At 59.8% G+C, this 15,999-nt stretch carries 19 protein-coding genes and 1 tRNA gene; 18 read left to right on the top strand and 2 right to left on the bottom strand.

What is annotated here, in order from left to right; all coding sequences use genetic code 11:
- Positions 1–24: 24 nt before the first annotated feature.
- The 17 genes from rpmJ to J2X15_RS07250 all read left to right on the top strand — a co-directional run bounded on the left by rpmJ (position 25) and on the right by J2X15_RS07250 (position 12,971).
- Positions 25–138, top strand: coding sequence for a 50S ribosomal protein L36 (rpmJ, locus tag J2X15_RS07330; RefSeq protein ID WP_012348927.1), 114 nt, complete (start codon positions 25–27; stop codon positions 136–138).
- A gap of 24 nt (positions 139–162) precedes the next feature.
- The gene (gene rpsM / locus J2X15_RS07325; protein WP_105259338.1) at positions 163–528 is read left to right on the top strand and encodes a 30S ribosomal protein S13; all 366 of its coding nucleotides are present in this window, start codon (positions 163–165) and stop codon (positions 526–528) included.
- Positions 529–547: 19 nt separating this feature from the next.
- Positions 548–952 carry a 30S ribosomal protein S11 gene (gene rpsK, locus J2X15_RS07320; RefSeq protein WP_029706489.1) on the top strand — a complete coding sequence of 135 codons (405 nt, stop codon included), beginning with the start codon at positions 548–550 and terminating at the stop codon, positions 950–952.
- A gap of 82 nt (positions 953–1,034) precedes the next feature.
- Entirely contained in the window at positions 1,035–1,658 is a 624-nt protein-coding gene (gene rpsD / locus J2X15_RS07315) for a 30S ribosomal protein S4 (RefSeq protein ID WP_310340891.1), read from the top strand.
- A gap of 104 nt (positions 1,659–1,762) precedes the next feature.
- Entirely contained in the window at positions 1,763–2,752 is a 990-nt protein-coding gene (locus tag J2X15_RS07310) for a DNA-directed RNA polymerase subunit alpha (RefSeq protein WP_310340888.1), read from the top strand.
- An 82-nt stretch (positions 2,753–2,834) separates the two neighbouring features.
- Positions 2,835–3,230, top strand: coding sequence for a 50S ribosomal protein L17 (gene rplQ, locus J2X15_RS07305; RefSeq protein WP_310340885.1), 396 nt, complete (start codon positions 2,835–2,837; stop codon positions 3,228–3,230).
- A 22-nt stretch (positions 3,231–3,252) separates the two neighbouring features.
- A tRNA-Met gene (locus J2X15_RS07300) sits at positions 3,253–3,329 on the top strand.
- A gap of 128 nt (positions 3,330–3,457) precedes the next feature.
- On the top strand, positions 3,458–4,246 hold the full coding sequence (locus J2X15_RS07295; protein WP_310340883.1) for a plasmid replication/partition related protein: 789 nt from the start codon (positions 3,458–3,460) through the stop codon (positions 4,244–4,246).
- A gap of 220 nt (positions 4,247–4,466) precedes the next feature.
- A complete protein-coding gene (locus J2X15_RS07290; protein WP_310340882.1) occupies positions 4,467–5,639 on the top strand; it encodes an ABC transporter substrate-binding protein in 1,173 nt (390 codons plus the stop codon).
- A gap of 102 nt (positions 5,640–5,741) precedes the next feature.
- Complete coding sequence (locus tag J2X15_RS07285; protein ID WP_310340879.1) at positions 5,742–6,617, top strand: branched-chain amino acid ABC transporter permease; 876 nt, start codon at positions 5,742–5,744, stop codon at positions 6,615–6,617.
- A complete protein-coding gene (locus J2X15_RS07280; RefSeq protein WP_310340877.1) occupies positions 6,614–7,609 on the top strand; it encodes a branched-chain amino acid ABC transporter permease in 996 nt (331 codons plus the stop codon). The genes J2X15_RS07285 and J2X15_RS07280 overlap by 4 nt, the downstream gene beginning before the upstream one ends.
- Positions 7,606–8,397, top strand: coding sequence for an ABC transporter ATP-binding protein (locus J2X15_RS07275; protein WP_310340876.1), 792 nt, complete (start codon positions 7,606–7,608; stop codon positions 8,395–8,397). The genes J2X15_RS07280 and J2X15_RS07275 overlap by 4 nt, the downstream gene beginning before the upstream one ends.
- Entirely contained in the window at positions 8,390–9,115 is a 726-nt protein-coding gene (locus tag J2X15_RS07270) for an ABC transporter ATP-binding protein (protein WP_310340874.1), read from the top strand. Before J2X15_RS07275 ends, J2X15_RS07270 begins: the two co-directional genes overlap by 8 nt.
- A 58-nt stretch (positions 9,116–9,173) precedes the next feature.
- Entirely contained in the window at positions 9,174–10,154 is a 981-nt protein-coding gene (locus tag J2X15_RS07265; protein WP_310340873.1) for a Bug family tripartite tricarboxylate transporter substrate binding protein, read from the top strand.
- A 22-nt stretch (positions 10,155–10,176) separates the two neighbouring features.
- A complete protein-coding gene (locus J2X15_RS07260; protein ID WP_310341242.1) occupies positions 10,177–11,073 on the top strand; it encodes an NAD(P)-dependent oxidoreductase in 897 nt (298 codons plus the stop codon).
- A gap of 39 nt (positions 11,074–11,112) precedes the next feature.
- Complete coding sequence (locus J2X15_RS07255) at positions 11,113–12,072, top strand: AEC family transporter (RefSeq protein WP_310340872.1); 960 nt, start codon at positions 11,113–11,115, stop codon at positions 12,070–12,072.
- 407 nt (positions 12,073–12,479) lie between these two features.
- Positions 12,480–12,971, top strand: a complete 492-nt coding sequence (locus tag J2X15_RS07250) for a prepilin-type N-terminal cleavage/methylation domain-containing protein (RefSeq protein ID WP_310340870.1) — start codon at positions 12,480–12,482, stop codon at positions 12,969–12,971.
- Positions 12,972–13,077: 106 nt separating this feature from the next.
- Here J2X15_RS07250 and J2X15_RS07245 read toward each other — a convergent pair whose 3' ends face one another.
- Entirely contained in the window at positions 13,078–14,265 is a 1,188-nt protein-coding gene (locus J2X15_RS07245) for a choice-of-anchor X domain-containing protein (RefSeq protein WP_310340869.1), read from the bottom strand.
- Complete coding sequence (locus J2X15_RS07240; protein WP_310340868.1) at positions 14,262–15,269, bottom strand: hypothetical protein; 1,008 nt, start codon at positions 15,267–15,269, stop codon at positions 14,262–14,264. The genes J2X15_RS07245 and J2X15_RS07240 overlap by 4 nt, the downstream gene beginning before the upstream one ends.
- A gap of 273 nt (positions 15,270–15,542) precedes the next feature.
- Here J2X15_RS07240 and J2X15_RS07235 point away from each other — a divergent pair, with 273 nt between their 5' ends.
- Positions 15,543–15,887, top strand: a complete 345-nt coding sequence (locus tag J2X15_RS07235; protein ID WP_310340867.1) for an ATP-dependent DNA ligase — start codon at positions 15,543–15,545, stop codon at positions 15,885–15,887.
- Positions 15,888–15,999: the final 112 nt, after the last annotated feature.

Genomic DNA, 15,999 nt, shown 5'->3' with positions numbered 1-15,999 from the left:
GGCGAAGAGTTTTAGGAGAGAAATATGAAAGTTTCGGCTTCGGTCAAGAAAATTTGCCGTAACTGCAAAATTATCCGTCGCAAGGGCGTTGTGCGTGTGATCTGTACAGATCCACGTCACAAGCAGCGTCAGGGTTAATTGCAAGAGTTTTAGAGGACGAAAATGGCACGTATCGCTGGCATCAACATTCCGCCGCATCAGCATTCCGAAATTGGCTTGACAGCTATTTTTGGTATCGGTCGCACCCGCGCACGCAAAATTTGCGAAGCTTGTGGCATCGCTTACTCCAAGAAGGTCAAAGACTTGACTGATGGAGACCTGGAAAAAATTCGCGACCAAATCGCGCAATTTACAATCGAAGGTGATTTGCGTCGCGAGACAACCATGAACATCAAGCGTTTGATGGACATTGGTTGCTACCGTGGCTTCCGTCATCGCCGCGGTTTGCCTATGCGCGGTCAGCGCACACGCACCAACGCCCGCACTCGCAAAGGCCCACGTAAGGCTGCTGCGTCCTTGAAGAAATAATAGGGATTGAGATACCACTATGGCAAAAGCTCCCGCCAATAACGCCGCACAACGTGTGCGCAAGAAAGTCCGCAAAAATGTTGCGGACGGTATTGCACACGTGCATGCGTCGTTCAACAACACCATCATTACCATCACCGATCGCCAAGGCAATGCATTGTCTTGGGCTTCTTCCGGTGGTCAAGGTTTCAAGGGTTCGCGTAAATCCACTCCGTTTGCTGCTCAGGTAGCATCCGAAGTGGCCGGCCGCGCAGCTCTGGAACAAGGTATCAAGAACCTCGACGTCGAGATCAAGGGCCCCGGTCCTGGTCGCGAATCTTCGGTTCGTGCCTTGGCAGCACTGGGCATCCGCATCAACATGATTGCTGATGTGACTCCCGTGCCGCACAACGGTTGCCGCCCTCAAAAGCGTCGCCGTATCTAAGTTCTTAACAAGCCCACCGCCGTCAACTTTCGTTGACGGCTCCCGCATTTCTGTGCGGCAGATGACATAAAAGGAAGTTCAAGTGGCACGCTATCTAGGCCCCAAGGCCAAACTCTCCCGCCGCGAAGGCACGGACCTGTTCCTGAAGAGCGCTCGTCGTTCTATCGCTGACAAGGCCAAATTTGATTCCAAACCCGGTCAACATGGCCGCACTTCTGGCGCGCGCACATCCGATTACGGTCTGCAACTGCGTGAAAAGCAGAAGGTCAAGCGCATGTACGGCGTACTCGAACGTCAGTTCCGCCGCTACTTCGCAGAAGCCGACCGCCGCAAGGGCAACACCGGTGCGAACCTGATGTTCTTGCTGGAATCCCGCCTGGACAACGTGGTGTACCGCATGGGTTTTGGCTCCACACGTGCTGAAGCACGTCAGCTGGTGTCCCACAAAGCGATCACTGTGAATGGCGCCCCCGTGAACATTCCCTCGTACATGGTCAAGGCCGGTGACGTGGTTGGTGTGCGCGACAAGTCCAAGAAGCAGAACCGCATTGTCGAAGCTCTGCAATTGGCACAACAAGTTGGCATGCCAGCTTGGGTGGACGTGAGCATTGACAAAGCTGAAGGTACCTTTAAGTCGGTTCCTGACCGCGACCAATTCGGTGCTGACATCAACGAGTCGTTGATCGTCGAACTGTATTCACGCTAATTACAACTGTCGTTGAAATCGTTCCTATATCGCGGGGCACCGCGATATAGGTGCTTCACCAGCCTTACTGACGTAACGAGTCGGGGGTATTGAGAGGAAGTTGCATGCAAAATAATTTGCTGAAGCCCAAGTCCATCAGTGTTGAACAGATCGGTGTAAACCGCGCCAAAGTCGCTCTCGAGCCCTTTGAGCGTGGCTACGGGCACACTCTGGGCAACGCTTTGCGTCGCGTGTTGTTGTCGTCCATGCCTGGATTTGCAGCCACCGAGGTGACGATTGCGGGCGTTCTGCATGAGTACTCGTCGATTGACGGTGTGCAAGAAGATGTGGTCAACATTCTGCTGAATCTGAAGGGTGTGGTTTTCAAACTGCACAACCGTGAAGAAGTGACGTTGAGCCTGCGCAAGGACGTTGAAGGTCTGGTGACGGCCGCCGACATTCAAACGCCCCACGATGTGGAAATCATCAACCCTGACCACGTGATTGCCAATTTGTCGCACGGCGGCAAGCTGGACATGCAAATCAAGGTTGAAAAAGGCCGCGGCTATGTGCCCGGCAGCATGCGCCGTTACGCCGATGAACCCAACAAGTCTATTGGCCGTATTGTTCTGGACGCCTCTTTTTCGCCGGTGAAGCGCGTGAGTTACACCGTGGAAAGCGCTCGCGTTGAGCAGCGTACTGACCTGGACAAGTTGGTCGTCGAGATCGAAACCAATGGTGCCGTGTCTGCAGAAGACGCAGTGCGCGCGTCGGCCAAGATCTTGGTGGAGCAGTTGGCTGTGTTTGCACAGTTGGAAGGCAGCGAATTGGCTGCGTTCGATTCTCCTGCACCACGTGGTAACACGCAGTTCGATCCTATCTTGCTGCGTCCGGTGGACGAGCTGGAATTGACCGTGCGTTCCGCCAACTGCCTGAAAGCAGAAAACATCTATTACATCGGTGACCTGATTCAGCGCACCGAGAACGAGCTGCTGAAGACCCCTAACCTGGGTCGTAAGTCGCTCAACGAAATCAAGGAAGTGTTGGCCTCTCGCGGTCTGACACTGGGTATGAAGCTGGAAAGCTGGCCTCCTGCCTCCCTGGAAAAGCGTTAATTTGAATTGAACCCCGCAGGGGTTCCGTGCCACGGGCAGTACCTGATCCGGCTGCCTGTCTAAAAACTGAAGGAAAACTACCATGCGTCACGGACACGGACTACGTAAACTCAACCGCACAAGCTCTCACCGCTTGGCAATGCTGCGCAACATGATGAATTCGTTGATCGAACACGAAGTCATCAAAACTACGGTCCCCAAGGCCAAGGAATTGCGCCGTGTTGTGGAACCCATGATCACTTTGGCCAAAGAAGCCACTGTAGCCAATCGCCGTCTGGCATTTGACCGTTTGCGTGACCGCGACAGCGTGACCAAGCTGTTCGACGTGCTTGGCCCCCGTTTCAAAGCCCGTCCAGGCGGCTATACCCGCATTCTGAAGATGGGTTACCGCGTGGGCGACAATGCGCCTATGGCCCTGGTCGAATTGGTGGACCGTGCTGAAGAAGTTGTTGAAACTTCTGACGCAGCCCAAGCTTAATAGGTTATAATCTAAGTCTTGACGCGGAGTGGAGCAGCCTGGTAGCTCGTTGGGCTCATAACCCAAAGGTCGTTAGTTCAAATCTAGCCTCCGCAACCAATACAGCAAGCAGTTAATGTTTGCAGCAAACGCCCACTGATGTGGGCGTTTCGCTTTGTGCGACGCCTTTTGCGGGCTACCTGTTGTTGCGCGCACTTTCTTTATGTCCCCCTTCTCCTGAATACGCCATGCACATCGTTGTCAACGAAGCTCTGAAAGCCTATATCGATCCGCTGACACCGGAAGAGTATGCGGCGCTAGAGCGTAGCCTCCTGGCGGAGGGCTGCCGCGATGCGCTAGTGCTATGGGGCGACGTGCTGGTGGATGGGCACAACCGCTACGGCATTTGCCAAAAACACGGGTTGCCCTTCCAGACCTTGCAAAGCAACCTGTTTCATTCCATAGACGATGTGCACCTCTGGATGATCGACCAGCACCTGGGCCGGCGCAGTGTGTCGGATTTTCAGCGGGGCGTGTTGGCCTTGCGCAAACGCGAAATCATGCTGGAGCGTCGTGCTCGCGTACAGGCAGCAGTATCGGACGTTGGTACCGAGGTAGATCAGGGTGCTTTGAGCGCAACCGTACCTGCGCCAGAGCCGCGCCAAAGCCGCGAAGACATTGCCAAGGCTGCCCGCCTGAGCAGCAATCAAGTGGTGATGATCGAGAAGATTCAGAAACAGGCCGCGCCCGAGCTGGTGGCCGCGGTGAAGTCGGGAACCATCTCTATCAATGCCGCAGCCGCCGTGGCCACCCTACCCGCAGAGGAGCAGGTCGCTGCCGCCGCGGCCGGCAAAGACCAACTCAAGCAAGCGGCCAAGCGCGTGCGTGATGCCAAGCGTGTCGCGCGCGAGGATTTGTCAATTGATGTCGATGTCAAGGCCGATGACTCGGTGTCCGTGTTGCAGCGGCGTGTGGCCACACTAGAAGCCGAAAACGCAGACCTGCGCCGGCAACTGGCGGTGCTGCAGACCGCCTGACACGTGTCGGTATAGTCGCGCTCCGCACCTCTCGCGGGGGGGATAGCATCGCGCTGGACAATGCCGATCGCCTCAAGAAAATTGCAATACCGGCATAGCTTTTTCTTTGGGATATTGCAGAATGCTATATCAAAGAGTCTGGATTCTCGATTGCACAAGTCCCGTTTAACGGCGATATTTCTGCAAGTGTGAGATTACAAAACCCAATAGGAGACAGCACATGAACAAGCGTCACTTCCTCCGTGCCACCGCACTGGCCAGCCTGGCCCTGGTGGGCACCGTGGCCCTCGCGCAGGACAACACTTTCAAGATCGGCCTGATCCTGCCCATGACCGGCCAACAAGCCACCACCGGCCGCCAGATCGAAGCCGCGGCCAAGCTCTACATGGCGCAAAACGGCGACATGATTGGTGGCAAAAAAGTTCAGCTCATCATCAAGGACGACACCAGCATCCCCGACGTGACCAAGCGCCTGGCGCAGGAGCTGGTGGTGAACGACAAGGTCAATGTGCTCGCCGGCATGGGCATCACGCCTTCTGCGCTGGCCACTGCCGCGATCGCCACCCAGTCCAAGACCCCGTTGGTGGTGATGGCTGCGGCAACCTCCAGCATCACCGAAGCCTCGCCGTATGTGGTGCGCACCAGCTTCACGCTGCCCCAGGCCTCTGTGGCGCTGGCCGACTGGGCGCCCAAGAACGGCATCAAGAAGGTCGTGACCCTGGTGTCCGACTACGGCCCCGGCATCGACGCGGAGAAGTACTTCAAGGAGCGCATGCTGTTCAACGGTGGTCAGATCACCGAGAGCCTGCGCGTGCCGTTGCGCAACCCGGACTTCGCCCCCTTCCTGCAGAAGGTGCGTGACCTGAAGCCCGATGCGCTGTTTGTGTTTGTGCCCTCCGGCGCGGGCGCTGCGGTGATGAAGCAGTTTCTGGAGCGCGGTATGGACAAGGCTGGCATCAAGCTCATTGGTACCGGCGACGTGACCGATGACGACCAGTTGAACGACATGGGCGACGGCGCCCTGGGCGTGGTCACCTCGCACCACTATTCCACGGCCCACCCCTCGGCCGTGAACAAGAAGTTTGTTGAAGCCTTCCAAAAGGCCAACAACAACCTGCGCCCCAACTTCATGGCCGTCGGTGGCTATGACGGCATGCGCGTGATTTACGAGGCGCTCAAGGTCACCAAGGGTGCCGGTGGCGGCGACGCCCTGTTGGCCGCCATGAAGGGCCAGATTTTCGAGAGCCCCCGCGGCCCCATGTTCATCGATGCGCAAACCCGCGACGTGGTGCAAAACATCTACCTGCGCAAGGTCGAGAAGAAGGATGGCCAGCTCTACAACATCGAGTTCGATGTGATCAAGGACGTGAAGGATCCGGGTAAAAACAAATAACCCGGCACGCACACCCAGGCAAAAAAGCGATGGCACTCCCTTCGCTTTTTTGTTGCCCGCACTAGCGCAGGGCCTGCTTTGCGAGATATGGATAGGTAAATTATGTTGACCCTGCTTTTCGACGGCATTGCCTACGGCATGCTGCTGTTCATCCTGGCCGTAGGCTTGGCGGTGACCATGGGCCTGATGAACTTCATCAACCTGGCCCACGGTGCGTTTGCCATGGTGGGGGGCTACATCACCGTGCTACTTATGCAGCGGCTCGATGTGCCCTTCCTGCTGTGCCTGCCGGCCGCCTTCATCGGGGCCGCCCTGCTGGGCGCCGTGTTGGAGCGCACGCTGTACCGCCCGCTGTACCACAAGCCCCATCTGGACCAGGTGCTGTTCTCCATCGGTCTGACCTTCATGGCCGTGGCCGCGGTGGACTACTTTGTGGGCTCCACCCAACAAATCCTGCAACTGCCTGAATGGCTCAAAGGCCGCACCGAACTGGGCGAAGGCGCCTGGATGCTGGGCATGGGCCACTACCGCCTGTTCATCATCGCTGTGTGTGCCGCGCTCACCATCGCCCTGCAATACATCCTGACCAAGACCCGCTTTGGCAGCCGCCTGCGCGCGTCGGTGGACGACCAGCGCGTGGCCGCAGGTCTGGGCATCAATGTGAACGTGGTCTTTCTCTCCACCTTTGCCGTCGGCTCGGGCCTGGCCGGCCTGGGTGGTGCGTTGGGTGCCGATGTGCTGGGCATGGACCCCACCTTTCCCCTCAAGTTCATGATTTACTTTTTGATCGTGGTCGCCGTGGGCGGCACCTCCAGCATCACCGGCCCGCTGCTTGCGGCCCTGCTGCTGGGTATTGCCGACGTCGCCGGCAAGTACTACATCCCCAAGCTGGGCGCCTTCATCGTCTACAGCCTGATGATCCTGATTCTGGTGTGGCGCCCGCAGGGCCTGTTTGTGCGCAAAGGGGGCAAGGCATGACCACCGCAACCTCCAAGCCCAACATCCTCTTGGCCGCGCGCCGCTGGCGCTGGTGGGAAATCGTGCTGTGGGCGCTGGCTCTGACCTCGCCCTGGCTGCTGTCCAGCCACGCGCTCATCATCAACGAGATCGCCATCGTCGCGCTGTTTGCGCTCTCGCTGGACATCATCCTGGGCTACACCGGCATCGTCTCACTGGGCCACGCCGCCTTCTTTGGCATGGGCGCCTACTCGGCCGCGCTGTTTGCCAAGCTGGTCATGCCGGACCCGCTGGTCGGGCTGGCCGTGGGCGTCGCCACCGCCACCGTGCTGGGCGCTGTTTGCAGCGTCACCATCCTGCGCGGCACCGACCTGACCCGCCTGATGGTCACCCTGGGTGTGGGCCTGATCCTCATGGAGCTGGCCAACAAGTTGGATTGGCTGACTGGCGGTGCCGACGGCCTGCAGGGCGTGGTCATGGGGCCGTTGCTGGGTCGCTTCGAGTTTGACCTGGCCGGCCAGACTGCGGCCTGGTATTCGCTCACCGTGCTGCTCATTCTGTTTGTGCTGGCACGCCGCTTTGTGGGTTCGCCGTTTGGCGCCACGCTCAAGGCCATCCATGACAACCGCCTGCGCGCCATGGCCATTGGCATTCCCGTGTCGCAGCGCCTGGCCGTGGCCTACACGGTGGCAGCCGGTGCAGCCGGTGCGGCCGGTGCCCTGCTGGCGCAGACCTCGGGCTTTGCCTCGCTGGACGTGTTCGAGTTCCACCGCTCGGCAGACGTGATGTTGGTGCTGGTGATCGGCGGCGTGGGCTGGCTGTATGGCGGTGTGGCCGGTGCGCTGGTTTTCAAACTCATGCAGGACTTCCTCTCCAACATCACCCCGCAGTACTGGACCTTCTGGATTGGCCTGTTCCTCGTAGTGCTGGTGCTGGTCGGGCGTGAGCGCCTGGTGCGGCCCTGGACCTGGTTCGGCTCCGCCAAGAAGAACAAGACCGGAGGTGCCGCATGAGCAACCCCACAAGCAACGCTGCAGCAACCGTCCTCAGCGCCCAGGGCCTAGTGATGAAGTTTGGTGGTATCACTGCCACCAACAACGTCAGCCTGGACCTAAAGCAAGGTGCCCGCCACGCGCTGATTGGCCCCAACGGTGCCGGCAAGACCACGCTGATCAACTTGCTGACCGGCGTGCTGCAACCCACCGAGGGCAAGATCATCCTGGAAGGCCAGGACATCACCAACCTTGCGCCGCATCAGCGCGTGCGCCGCGGCATGGTGCGCACCTTTCAGATCAACCAGCTGTTTGACACACTGTCGCCCATGGAAACCCTGGCCATGGTGGTCAGCCAGCACCAGGGCCTGGGCGGCAAGTGGTGGCAGGCGCTGGGCAGCAACCGGCGCGTGACCGAGCGCTGCGAGCAACTGCTGGAGCAGTTTCACCTGACCAGCGTAATGGCGCAGGAAACCCGGGTGCTGGCCTACGGCAAGCGCCGCCTGCTGGAGATTGCGATTGCGCTGGCCTGCGAGCCGCGTGTGCTGCTGCTGGACGAGCCCGTGGCCGGTGTGCCCGCGGGTGAGCGCGAAGAACTGCTGCAAACCGTGGCGGCCCTGCCGGCCGATGTGTCCATCCTTTTGATTGAACATGACATGGATCTGGTGTTTAGCTTTGCCAACCGCATGACGGTGCTGGTCAACGGAACCTTGCTGACCGAGGGCGACCCCGAGCAGATTGCCAACGATCCGCAGGTCAAGGCCGTCTACCTGGGCCATGCCGAAGGCGAGGAGGCCCACCATGGCTGAGCTGCTCAAAGTCGAGAACCTGTCGGCTGGCTATGGCGAAGCCGTGGTGCTGCATGGTGTGTCCGTCAGCATCAACGAAGGCGAAACCCTGGCGCTGCTGGGACGCAACGGCACTGGCAAGACCACCTTCATGAACACCCTGGCCGGCGCCACGCGCCAGCACGGTGGCACCATTGCCCTGGGTGGCACAACCCTGCACAAGCTGCCCCAACACGAGCGTGCGGCGGCCGGCATTGGCTGGGTGCCGCAGGAGCGCAATATCTTCAAGTCCCTGACCGTGGACGAGAACCTGACAGCGGTGGCCCGGCCTGCCCGTGCGGGGCGTAAGGCGGCCATGTGGACGCCTGCCCGCGTGTATGAGCTGTTTCCGCGCCTGGCCGAGCGCAAGACCAACCTGGGCACGCAGCTATCGGGTGGAGAGCAGCAGATGCTGGCCGTGGGCCGCGCGCTGGTGCTCAACCCCACGCTGCTGCTGCTGGACGAGCCCTGCGAAGGACTGGCGCCCATCATCGTGCAGGAGCTGCTGCGTGCCATTCGTCGCATCACGCGCGAAGAGGGCCTCAGCGCCATCATCGTGGAACAGCACCCGCAGGCCATCCTGGCGATCAGCGATACGGCGGCGGTGCTGGACCGGGGCACAGTGGTGCACAGCGGCACGGCCAAGGGGCTGCAGGAACAGCCTGCGCTCTTGGACAAGCTGCTGGGCGTCGCTCGGTAGCACTATGAATTTGATAGCTGATGGCGCAATATTCACGGGGGCTACAGGCCTAAAACTTATGAAAACCATGAACCAACTACTTTCCTCTGTACTGGCAGCGGTGCTGGCTGGCGTGCTGGGTGCGACCCCCGTGCTGGCCGACACCTTTCCGTCCAAGCCCATCCGCTTGGTGGTTCCGTTTGGGGCCGGTGGCGTGGCCGACCTGACCGCGCGCACCGTGGCGCAGAAGATGTCCGAGTCGCTGGGCCAGCCCATCGTGGTGGACAACAAGCCAGGCGCCGGTGGCGTGGTGGCGGGTGACGCCGTGGCCAAGGCCGAGCCCGATGGCTACACGCTGCTGCTGATGTCCAACGGCACCGCGGTGAGCGCGGGCCTGTTCAAGAGCCTGCCGTTTGATGCCGTGCGCGACTTTGCGCCCATCTCCACCATGGGCTACTTTGACCTGGCGGTGCTGGCCTCGCCCAATGCTCCCTACAAGACCATGGCCGACCTGCTGGCCTATGCCAAGGCCAATCCCGGCAAACTGAATGTGGGCACCGTGAATATTGGCAGCACACAAAACCTGGCGGCAGAACTGCTCAAGACCCGCGCGGGCGTGGACTTTTTGGTCGTCCCCTTCAACGGCACCCCCGCATTGACCACCGCGCTGCGCGGCGGGCAGATCGATGTAGCGGTGGAAATTCTGGGCCCCATGATGGGCCAGGTGCAGTCCAAAGCCATCCGCGCGCTGGCCGTGCTGAGCGACACGCGCGCCAGCCAGCTGCCGGATGTGCCCACGCTGATGCAAAGCGGCGTGAAGGACTTCGACGTTTCCTCTTGGAACGCGCTGGCCGCCCCGGCCAAGACGCCCAAGGACGTGATCGCCCGCCTGAACAAGGAAGTGCAGGCCGCAGTGAACTCGCCCGACGTGAAGAAGAAACTGTATGAGCTGAATGTGGAAGCACGCGGCTCCACGCCCGAGAAGCTGGGCGAGCTACTGGCCAGCGAAATCAAGCGCTGGAGCGATGTGATCGCCAAGGCCAACGTGCCCAAACTCTGAGCGCGGGAAGCACGCCATGGCCTTGTCGTTGCAGCATCTGGGGCTGGTGGGCTATGGTGAAGTGGGGCACACCTTCGCCGCCGGGTTGCGCCCGCATTTTCAGTCCACCCAGGTGTGGGACCTGAAGTTGGCCCCCGGTACGCCCACGCGCGACGCCCTGCATGCGCAGGCACTGGCGGCGCAACTCAACCCGGTAGATTCATTGCAGGCGGTGTGCGCGCAGAGCGATGTGCTCATGTCCACGGTCACCGCCTCCAACACGTTGGCCGTGGCGCAAGCCGCGGCGCCCCATCTGCGACCGGGCACGGTGTTTCTGGACCTCAATTCCGCATCCCCCGGCACCAAGCAGCAGGCGGCGCAGGCCATCGAGGCTGCTGGTGGCCACTATGTGGAGGCGGGCGTGATGACTTCGGTGCCGCCCTATGGCATCCGTGTGCCCATGTTGCTGGGTGGTGCGCTGGCGGCGGAACTGGCAGATGCGCTCAACGCCATGGGCATGGACACCACCGCGGTGGCGCCCGAGATTGGCGTGGCCTCGGCCATCAAGATGTGCCGCAGCGTGATGATCAAGGGCCTGGAGGCGCTGGTGATCGAGAGCTACACCACCGCGCGTGCCTACGGTGTGGAAGACCATGTGCTGCCCACGCTGGCCGAGACTTTCCCCAGCATTGACTGGGAGAAGCAGGGTGCCTACTTTTTCAGCCGCGTGGTGCAGCACGGCCAGCGCCGCGCCGAAGAAATGCGCGAATCTGCCCGCACGGTGCAGGAGGCTGGTTTCGCCCCCACCATGGCCAGCGCCATTGCCGAGAAACACCAGTGGGTGGCCGATCAGGCCCGTGCGGGCGTGTTTTCCGACGTGGCCAAGGGCGCGGCTTGGCAAGACTATGCTGACGCCCTGCTGGCCACGCGCAAAGACTGACAGGCACACTCCTTCTTTCCAATCCTTCTTTAGGTTCCGATGCTTGATATCCTGGCCATCACCGGCCCCATCTACCTGTGCATTGCCGCAGGTTTCCTTGCCACGCGTTTCGGTGTGTTCAGCAAGGCCGATATGCGGGTGCTGGGCAAGTTTGTGCTGAACTTTGCGTTGCCCGCGCTGCTGTTCAGCGCCGTGTCACAGCGCCCGCTGCGCGAGGTCATGCACACCGACTACCTGCTGGCCTATGGCTTGGGTTCGTGCACCATGCTGCTGGGCGGCTACGCTTGGGCGCGCTGGATAGACAAGGGTGAGAAAACCTACCGCGCCTACTTCGCCATGGGCATGTGCTGCTCCAACAGCGGCTACGTGGGCTACCCCGTGGTCTCGCTCACGCTGGGGGCCATCGCACCCGTAGCGCTGGCGCTGAACATGGTGGTGGAGAACTTGGTGAAGTTGCCCATCCTCATGTCGCTGGCCGACGCCAGTGAAGCCAGTTCCGAGGGTCACCGTCGCAGCGTCTGGCGTGTGCTGGGGGATACGCTACTGGGCCTGCTGCGCACGCCCATGCTGGTGGCTATCCTGGCAGGCTTTGTCTGCTCAATGCTGGGGTGGCATTTGCCCGGCCCGTTTGGGCGCACGGTCACGCTGTTTTCACAGGCCACCACCGCCGTAGCGCTGTTTGTCATTGGCGGTGCGTTGGTGGGCTTGCGCATGCAGGGCAAGCGCCGTACGGTGGGCAAGATCGTGATCGGCAAACTGCTGCTGCACCCGCTGTGCGTGTTCATCGCACTCATGTGGGTGGTGCCCATCAGCGACCCCCAGCTGCGCACCGCGGCACTGCTGTTTGCCGCCATGCCCATGCTGGGCATCTACCCCATCCTGGCGCAACGGCATGGCCATGAAGACGTGAGTGCCGCCGCCCTGTTGGCCACCACCGTCGCATCGTTCTTCACGCTGAATCTGTTGCTGTGGGTGTTGAAGCACTATCCATTGGCCTAACAAGGTGAGTCACTTCATCTTTTTCCCACCACGACAGCCAGCGCACACATACTGCCACCCACAAAGTTTTGCGGAGAAATTCTAGAAATGATTGACCATAGAATGGGGCCCTGGCCACGTATCCATTGAGCAATCAGCTAGTAAATCCATAGCGGTCATTCCCTTCGCCATGCCCGTCTCCAAAGCCCCAACCATCCCCTTGCGCAATATCCAGCGCGTGGACAAGGGGAACCACCAGTAGAACTCTTCAGAGTGGACGATGTGGTGTGGAGCGGATGGCCTATTGGCAGCGTCCGGCAGGAGGGCATGACCGACAGCGACACCAAATATCGCCGCACACGTCAAGATATATTTCATACTGTTTGTCGCGGAAGTTTGTACCCGCTAGGCACAGACAAGCATTGACCATGCAAGACCATCAAAAAAAACTACAGCATCAAACTGGCTTCACACTCATTGAGTTGGTGATGGTGGTGGTGGTCCTGGGCGTTCTGGGTGCAGTGGCCTTGCCGAAATTCGTGGACCTCGGAACCTCTGCCCGGGTGGCCGCCGTCAACGCGCTGATGGGCACTATTCACACCACCGCTAACAATTTTCGTATGGCATGTGCCCTCACTTCGGGCTGCGACATCTCTGCCCAAATGGGTACGCTGACTTACCAAGGTAAGACTTATGGAATGAATTATGGGTGGATAGGTGCAGGCACCAGCATCAACACCAACTTGATCGACACGGCCATCGCGTACAGCGGATTTACCGTATCCATCGCCAACCCAAACACCATCTTCAAGCTCAATTCAGCAAAAAATCCTGCAACATGCTCCGTTACCTACGGCAATGCTTGGGCCACCGCCGCGCCACATGATTACACCTACAGCATCAACACCAGCGGCTGCTGAAGTTGCGTCGGGTGGTCGCAGAACTCCAACCAAGTCAGTACGATCGCCAAGCCCACGATCAGCTAGGGCATAGGCTTGTCGCAGGACGGCGAGACCGCCCCAACTCCTACTGCAACGCATTCAATGCGTCGCTTGCTTTCTCCATGTCTGAGCGGTATTCGTTGAGGTAGCGCGTCCGCTCTTCACTGGTCCATTCCGCGCTGGAAAATTGGTCCAGTTTGTAGATGGCTGTGGTGTGGGCCGTGCCTTTGATGCGTGCCATCATGGCCCGGTCCGGGAAGACATCGGGTTTGAGCAAAAAACCCTCCACATCCGCCAGCCGCAGAGGAAATACCGGATTCAAGTCTCTTACCAGTGCACCGAACAGTTGCAGTTTGAATTCCCTGGCACCTGCAGCGACTTCCTCGTTGTATTGCAGTAGCGCAAATGCCCTGCCTTTTGCGTCGTACACACGGGCGCTCACCACGTAACGTCCTGCGGTCAGCACTTGGGCTTTGAGGTAAAAATTCAGGGATCCATTTTCCAGCGCCTCGCGCACGCCCAGCCAGGTAGCGGGTACACCTGCGGTGTACACCACATCAAAACTTACTTCGCCATCTTCCCCGTTCACATTCACCTGGGTCGCCAGTCGGATGGTGCCGGAGTAGGCTGCAAACCCTTGCGTAAAGGGGACCAAGCGAGCGACGTATATGCCATCGTTCGCTTTGGTGTCTACCCCTGCGCCGTCGTCTGAAAAGGGTACTTCACTCTGTATGAGGGAAGTGCCGACCTTTGTTTCTGCAATGTTGAAGGCGGTGGAGCGTCGAATGGTCATGGGCAAGGCGGCGCCATTGTCATCCAGAGCCTGGAGTCTGAATTCCACCGACTCTTCTCCGCTCAAGAAAACGCGTTCTTGACTGGTTCGAAGCCGTACGCCTTTGGCCACCTTTCCAGGTCCTGTCAGGAGTACGCGGTCATCCAGGATGGGAGAAAAGGGGAGTTCCTGGTCGGCGTGTTCGCTGAGTGGCCTCGATGTTGGTGGATAGCGCGTGGCGTCACGGTAGCTGTTGAAAGTTTGGGCCGCGCGGTTGTACCGCGCTTGCCAGAGGTTGCGTTGTTCCTGGTGGCGAGACGATGGAGGGGCTGGAGGGGCGCTTGCGTCACTCGCAGGGGTCAGCGCTCCTGCCGTAGGGGCCTGTGCCAGAGGTTGTGTGGATGCGGCGGTTGCCGGGTTTTCGGAAGCATCCCAGAAAAAATAGCCGACCACGAGGCCGGCTATTGCGGTGGCGGCGAGCCACCGGGCGTGTTTCATCATTGCGCGTTGGTCACCATATCCGTGCGCACTTTGGACACGATACCGCCCCAACTTCCATTGGTGTAGTGGTTGAACGATTCAGAGTCGTCCCGAAACGTCACAGAGTGGTAGCTCCATTTGGTCGAGCTGCCTTCGTTGGTGGCGACGCCCAGCTTCAAATCATTGCAAAGCCAATCGGAGGGGTTGCAGAGACTGCGGCCACTGCTGCCGGAGGTGCCGCCGGATGAGTGATAGGCCACGGCCTCATCGTCCTGACCGGGAAGCAAGGCCGAATAGGCGGTGCCATTGGCCCCAGCGTACATATAGAACCACTTGCTGCGTGTTTGGTTGTGGTCGTACATGGCGCGAGCGGTCGCGGTGCGCAGATCCTGCGTCAGCGCATCAGAGACAGCCCAGCTTCCCAAGTCTGCCAATTCGCTGCCGCCTGCGGCCCCGCCCGCAACGTCCACCCATTTGATATTCCAGCCGGTCTGTGTACCACCCGCATCTCCGCAAGTTCCGTCAGATCCAGGCGATGGAGTTTTTATGTTGCGGGTAGTGCCGCCAAACAGCGACATGGCATATCCGATTTGCAAATTGCCAGCGCTGTGCACGGCGATGTAGCACCAGTTTTGACCTGTGCAATAGCAGTCCAGCGCGTTGCGAATGATGCCGTTGGAGGTGGAAATGCGGCTGGTACCGTCCCAGTTGACGGCCTTTTTATTGACCCCGGCCGCAGTGCTGGAAGAGCCCCAGTAGGTGAAGTCAGCATAGTTCCCAACGGCTCCTCCACCATTGCGGCCGTTGATCCATAAGGAGTAGTTCGTAGCGGAGACACCGCCGGCGACCAAGGTCGCCATGGCGATGAAGGCCATCCAGCTCCGAGGTTGAAATTTCCAGAACTGCAAAGAGAAAAGGCCACGCAACATGATTTTGTCTTTCAAGTTAAATAGAACGACCGTGCTTTTATTTGCGAAATTTTCCAGGAAGACGCTGATAACGTGGAAGCGGTAAAACCCTAGCAAGGGTTGTCCCTAGTGCGGCGCATGGCACGTGTGTGTTCAGGGCACACAATGGAACGAGGGAAAGCCGTGCGCTTTTCCCATGAACGCGATTTATCTCAGCGGTTGAGGTCTCGCCCATAGCCTCCGTGGACAAGCTGCGCGCCTACAAATCCAGACGCGACTTTGCGGTGACCTCCGAGCCCGCGGGTGGGGGCCAAAAGAGCACGGCAGCCCCCAGCTACGACCCGCGCGACAAGCGCATCATCTGGGACGGCGGCACCTGGCACCCGATAGGTGGCCCGCACCAAGGCTACCGCAGGCGTGAAAGCCGCCTTGCCCGCCACGCTGGCGCCGCAGCTGGCCACACTGGTGGGCGGTCCCACCAGTGATCCGAAGGATTGGGTGTTCGAGATCAAGTTTGATGGCTACCGCGTGCTGACACGCGTGCAGGGGGATCGCATCCAGTTGTTCACCCGCAATGGCAATGACTGGACCACCAAGCTGGGGCGCTGCACCAGGCGGAGGGTGTGGAGGGCCGACCGAATGGCTGTGTACGGACAAGCGGCCCGCCGCCATCGTGAAAGAGGAGCCTGCCAGCGCATCACGGGTCGGGAAGTCCACCGTCACCCAGACCGTTGACACCTATGGAAGGCTTGACATTCTGGTCAACAACACGGCCTACCAGCAACTTGCTGCCCAAGGGGATCCGTGAGAATGCGGTGGCGCCGGGGCCGGTGTGGACGCGTAGACG

This window comes from Rhodoferax saidenbachensis (assembly GCF_031457975.1).
In the GTDB taxonomy this organism is placed as follows: Bacteria; Pseudomonadota; Gammaproteobacteria; order Burkholderiales; family Burkholderiaceae_C; genus Allorhodoferax; species Allorhodoferax saidenbachensis_A.
The sequence above is the reverse complement of the archived record's forward strand: the minus strand, read 5'-3'. Positions and strand labels throughout refer to the sequence as shown.

Coding starts and splice junctions, on each gene's coding strand:
- rpmJ (WP_012348927.1), top strand. CDS start 25: ATGAAAGTTTCGGCTTCGGTCAAGAAAATTTGCCGTAACTGCAAAATT.
- J2X15_RS07280 (WP_310340877.1), top strand. CDS start 6,614: ATGACCACCGCAACCTCCAAGCCCAACATCCTCTTGGCCGCGCGCCGC.
- J2X15_RS07275 (WP_310340876.1), top strand. CDS start 7,606: ATGAGCAACCCCACAAGCAACGCTGCAGCAACCGTCCTCAGCGCCCAG.
- rpsK (WP_029706489.1), top strand. CDS start 548: ATGGCAAAAGCTCCCGCCAATAACGCCGCACAACGTGTGCGCAAGAAA.
- J2X15_RS07245 (WP_310340869.1), bottom strand. CDS start 14,265: ATGATGAAACACGCCCGGTGGCTCGCCGCCACCGCAATAGCCGGCCTC.
- J2X15_RS07270 (WP_310340874.1), top strand. CDS start 8,390: ATGGCTGAGCTGCTCAAAGTCGAGAACCTGTCGGCTGGCTATGGCGAA.
- J2X15_RS07295 (WP_310340883.1), top strand. CDS start 3,458: ATGCACATCGTTGTCAACGAAGCTCTGAAAGCCTATATCGATCCGCTG.
- J2X15_RS07290 (WP_310340882.1), top strand. CDS start 4,467: ATGAACAAGCGTCACTTCCTCCGTGCCACCGCACTGGCCAGCCTGGCC.
- rplQ (WP_310340885.1), top strand. CDS start 2,835: ATGCGTCACGGACACGGACTACGTAAACTCAACCGCACAAGCTCTCAC.
- J2X15_RS07255 (WP_310340872.1), top strand. CDS start 11,113: ATGCTTGATATCCTGGCCATCACCGGCCCCATCTACCTGTGCATTGCC.
- J2X15_RS07265 (WP_310340873.1), top strand. CDS start 9,174: ATGAAAACCATGAACCAACTACTTTCCTCTGTACTGGCAGCGGTGCTG.
- rpsM (WP_105259338.1), top strand. CDS start 163: ATGGCACGTATCGCTGGCATCAACATTCCGCCGCATCAGCATTCCGAA.
- J2X15_RS07285 (WP_310340879.1), top strand. CDS start 5,742: ATGTTGACCCTGCTTTTCGACGGCATTGCCTACGGCATGCTGCTGTTC.
- J2X15_RS07250 (WP_310340870.1), top strand. CDS start 12,480: ATGCAAGACCATCAAAAAAAACTACAGCATCAAACTGGCTTCACACTC.
- J2X15_RS07310 (WP_310340888.1), top strand. CDS start 1,763: ATGCAAAATAATTTGCTGAAGCCCAAGTCCATCAGTGTTGAACAGATC.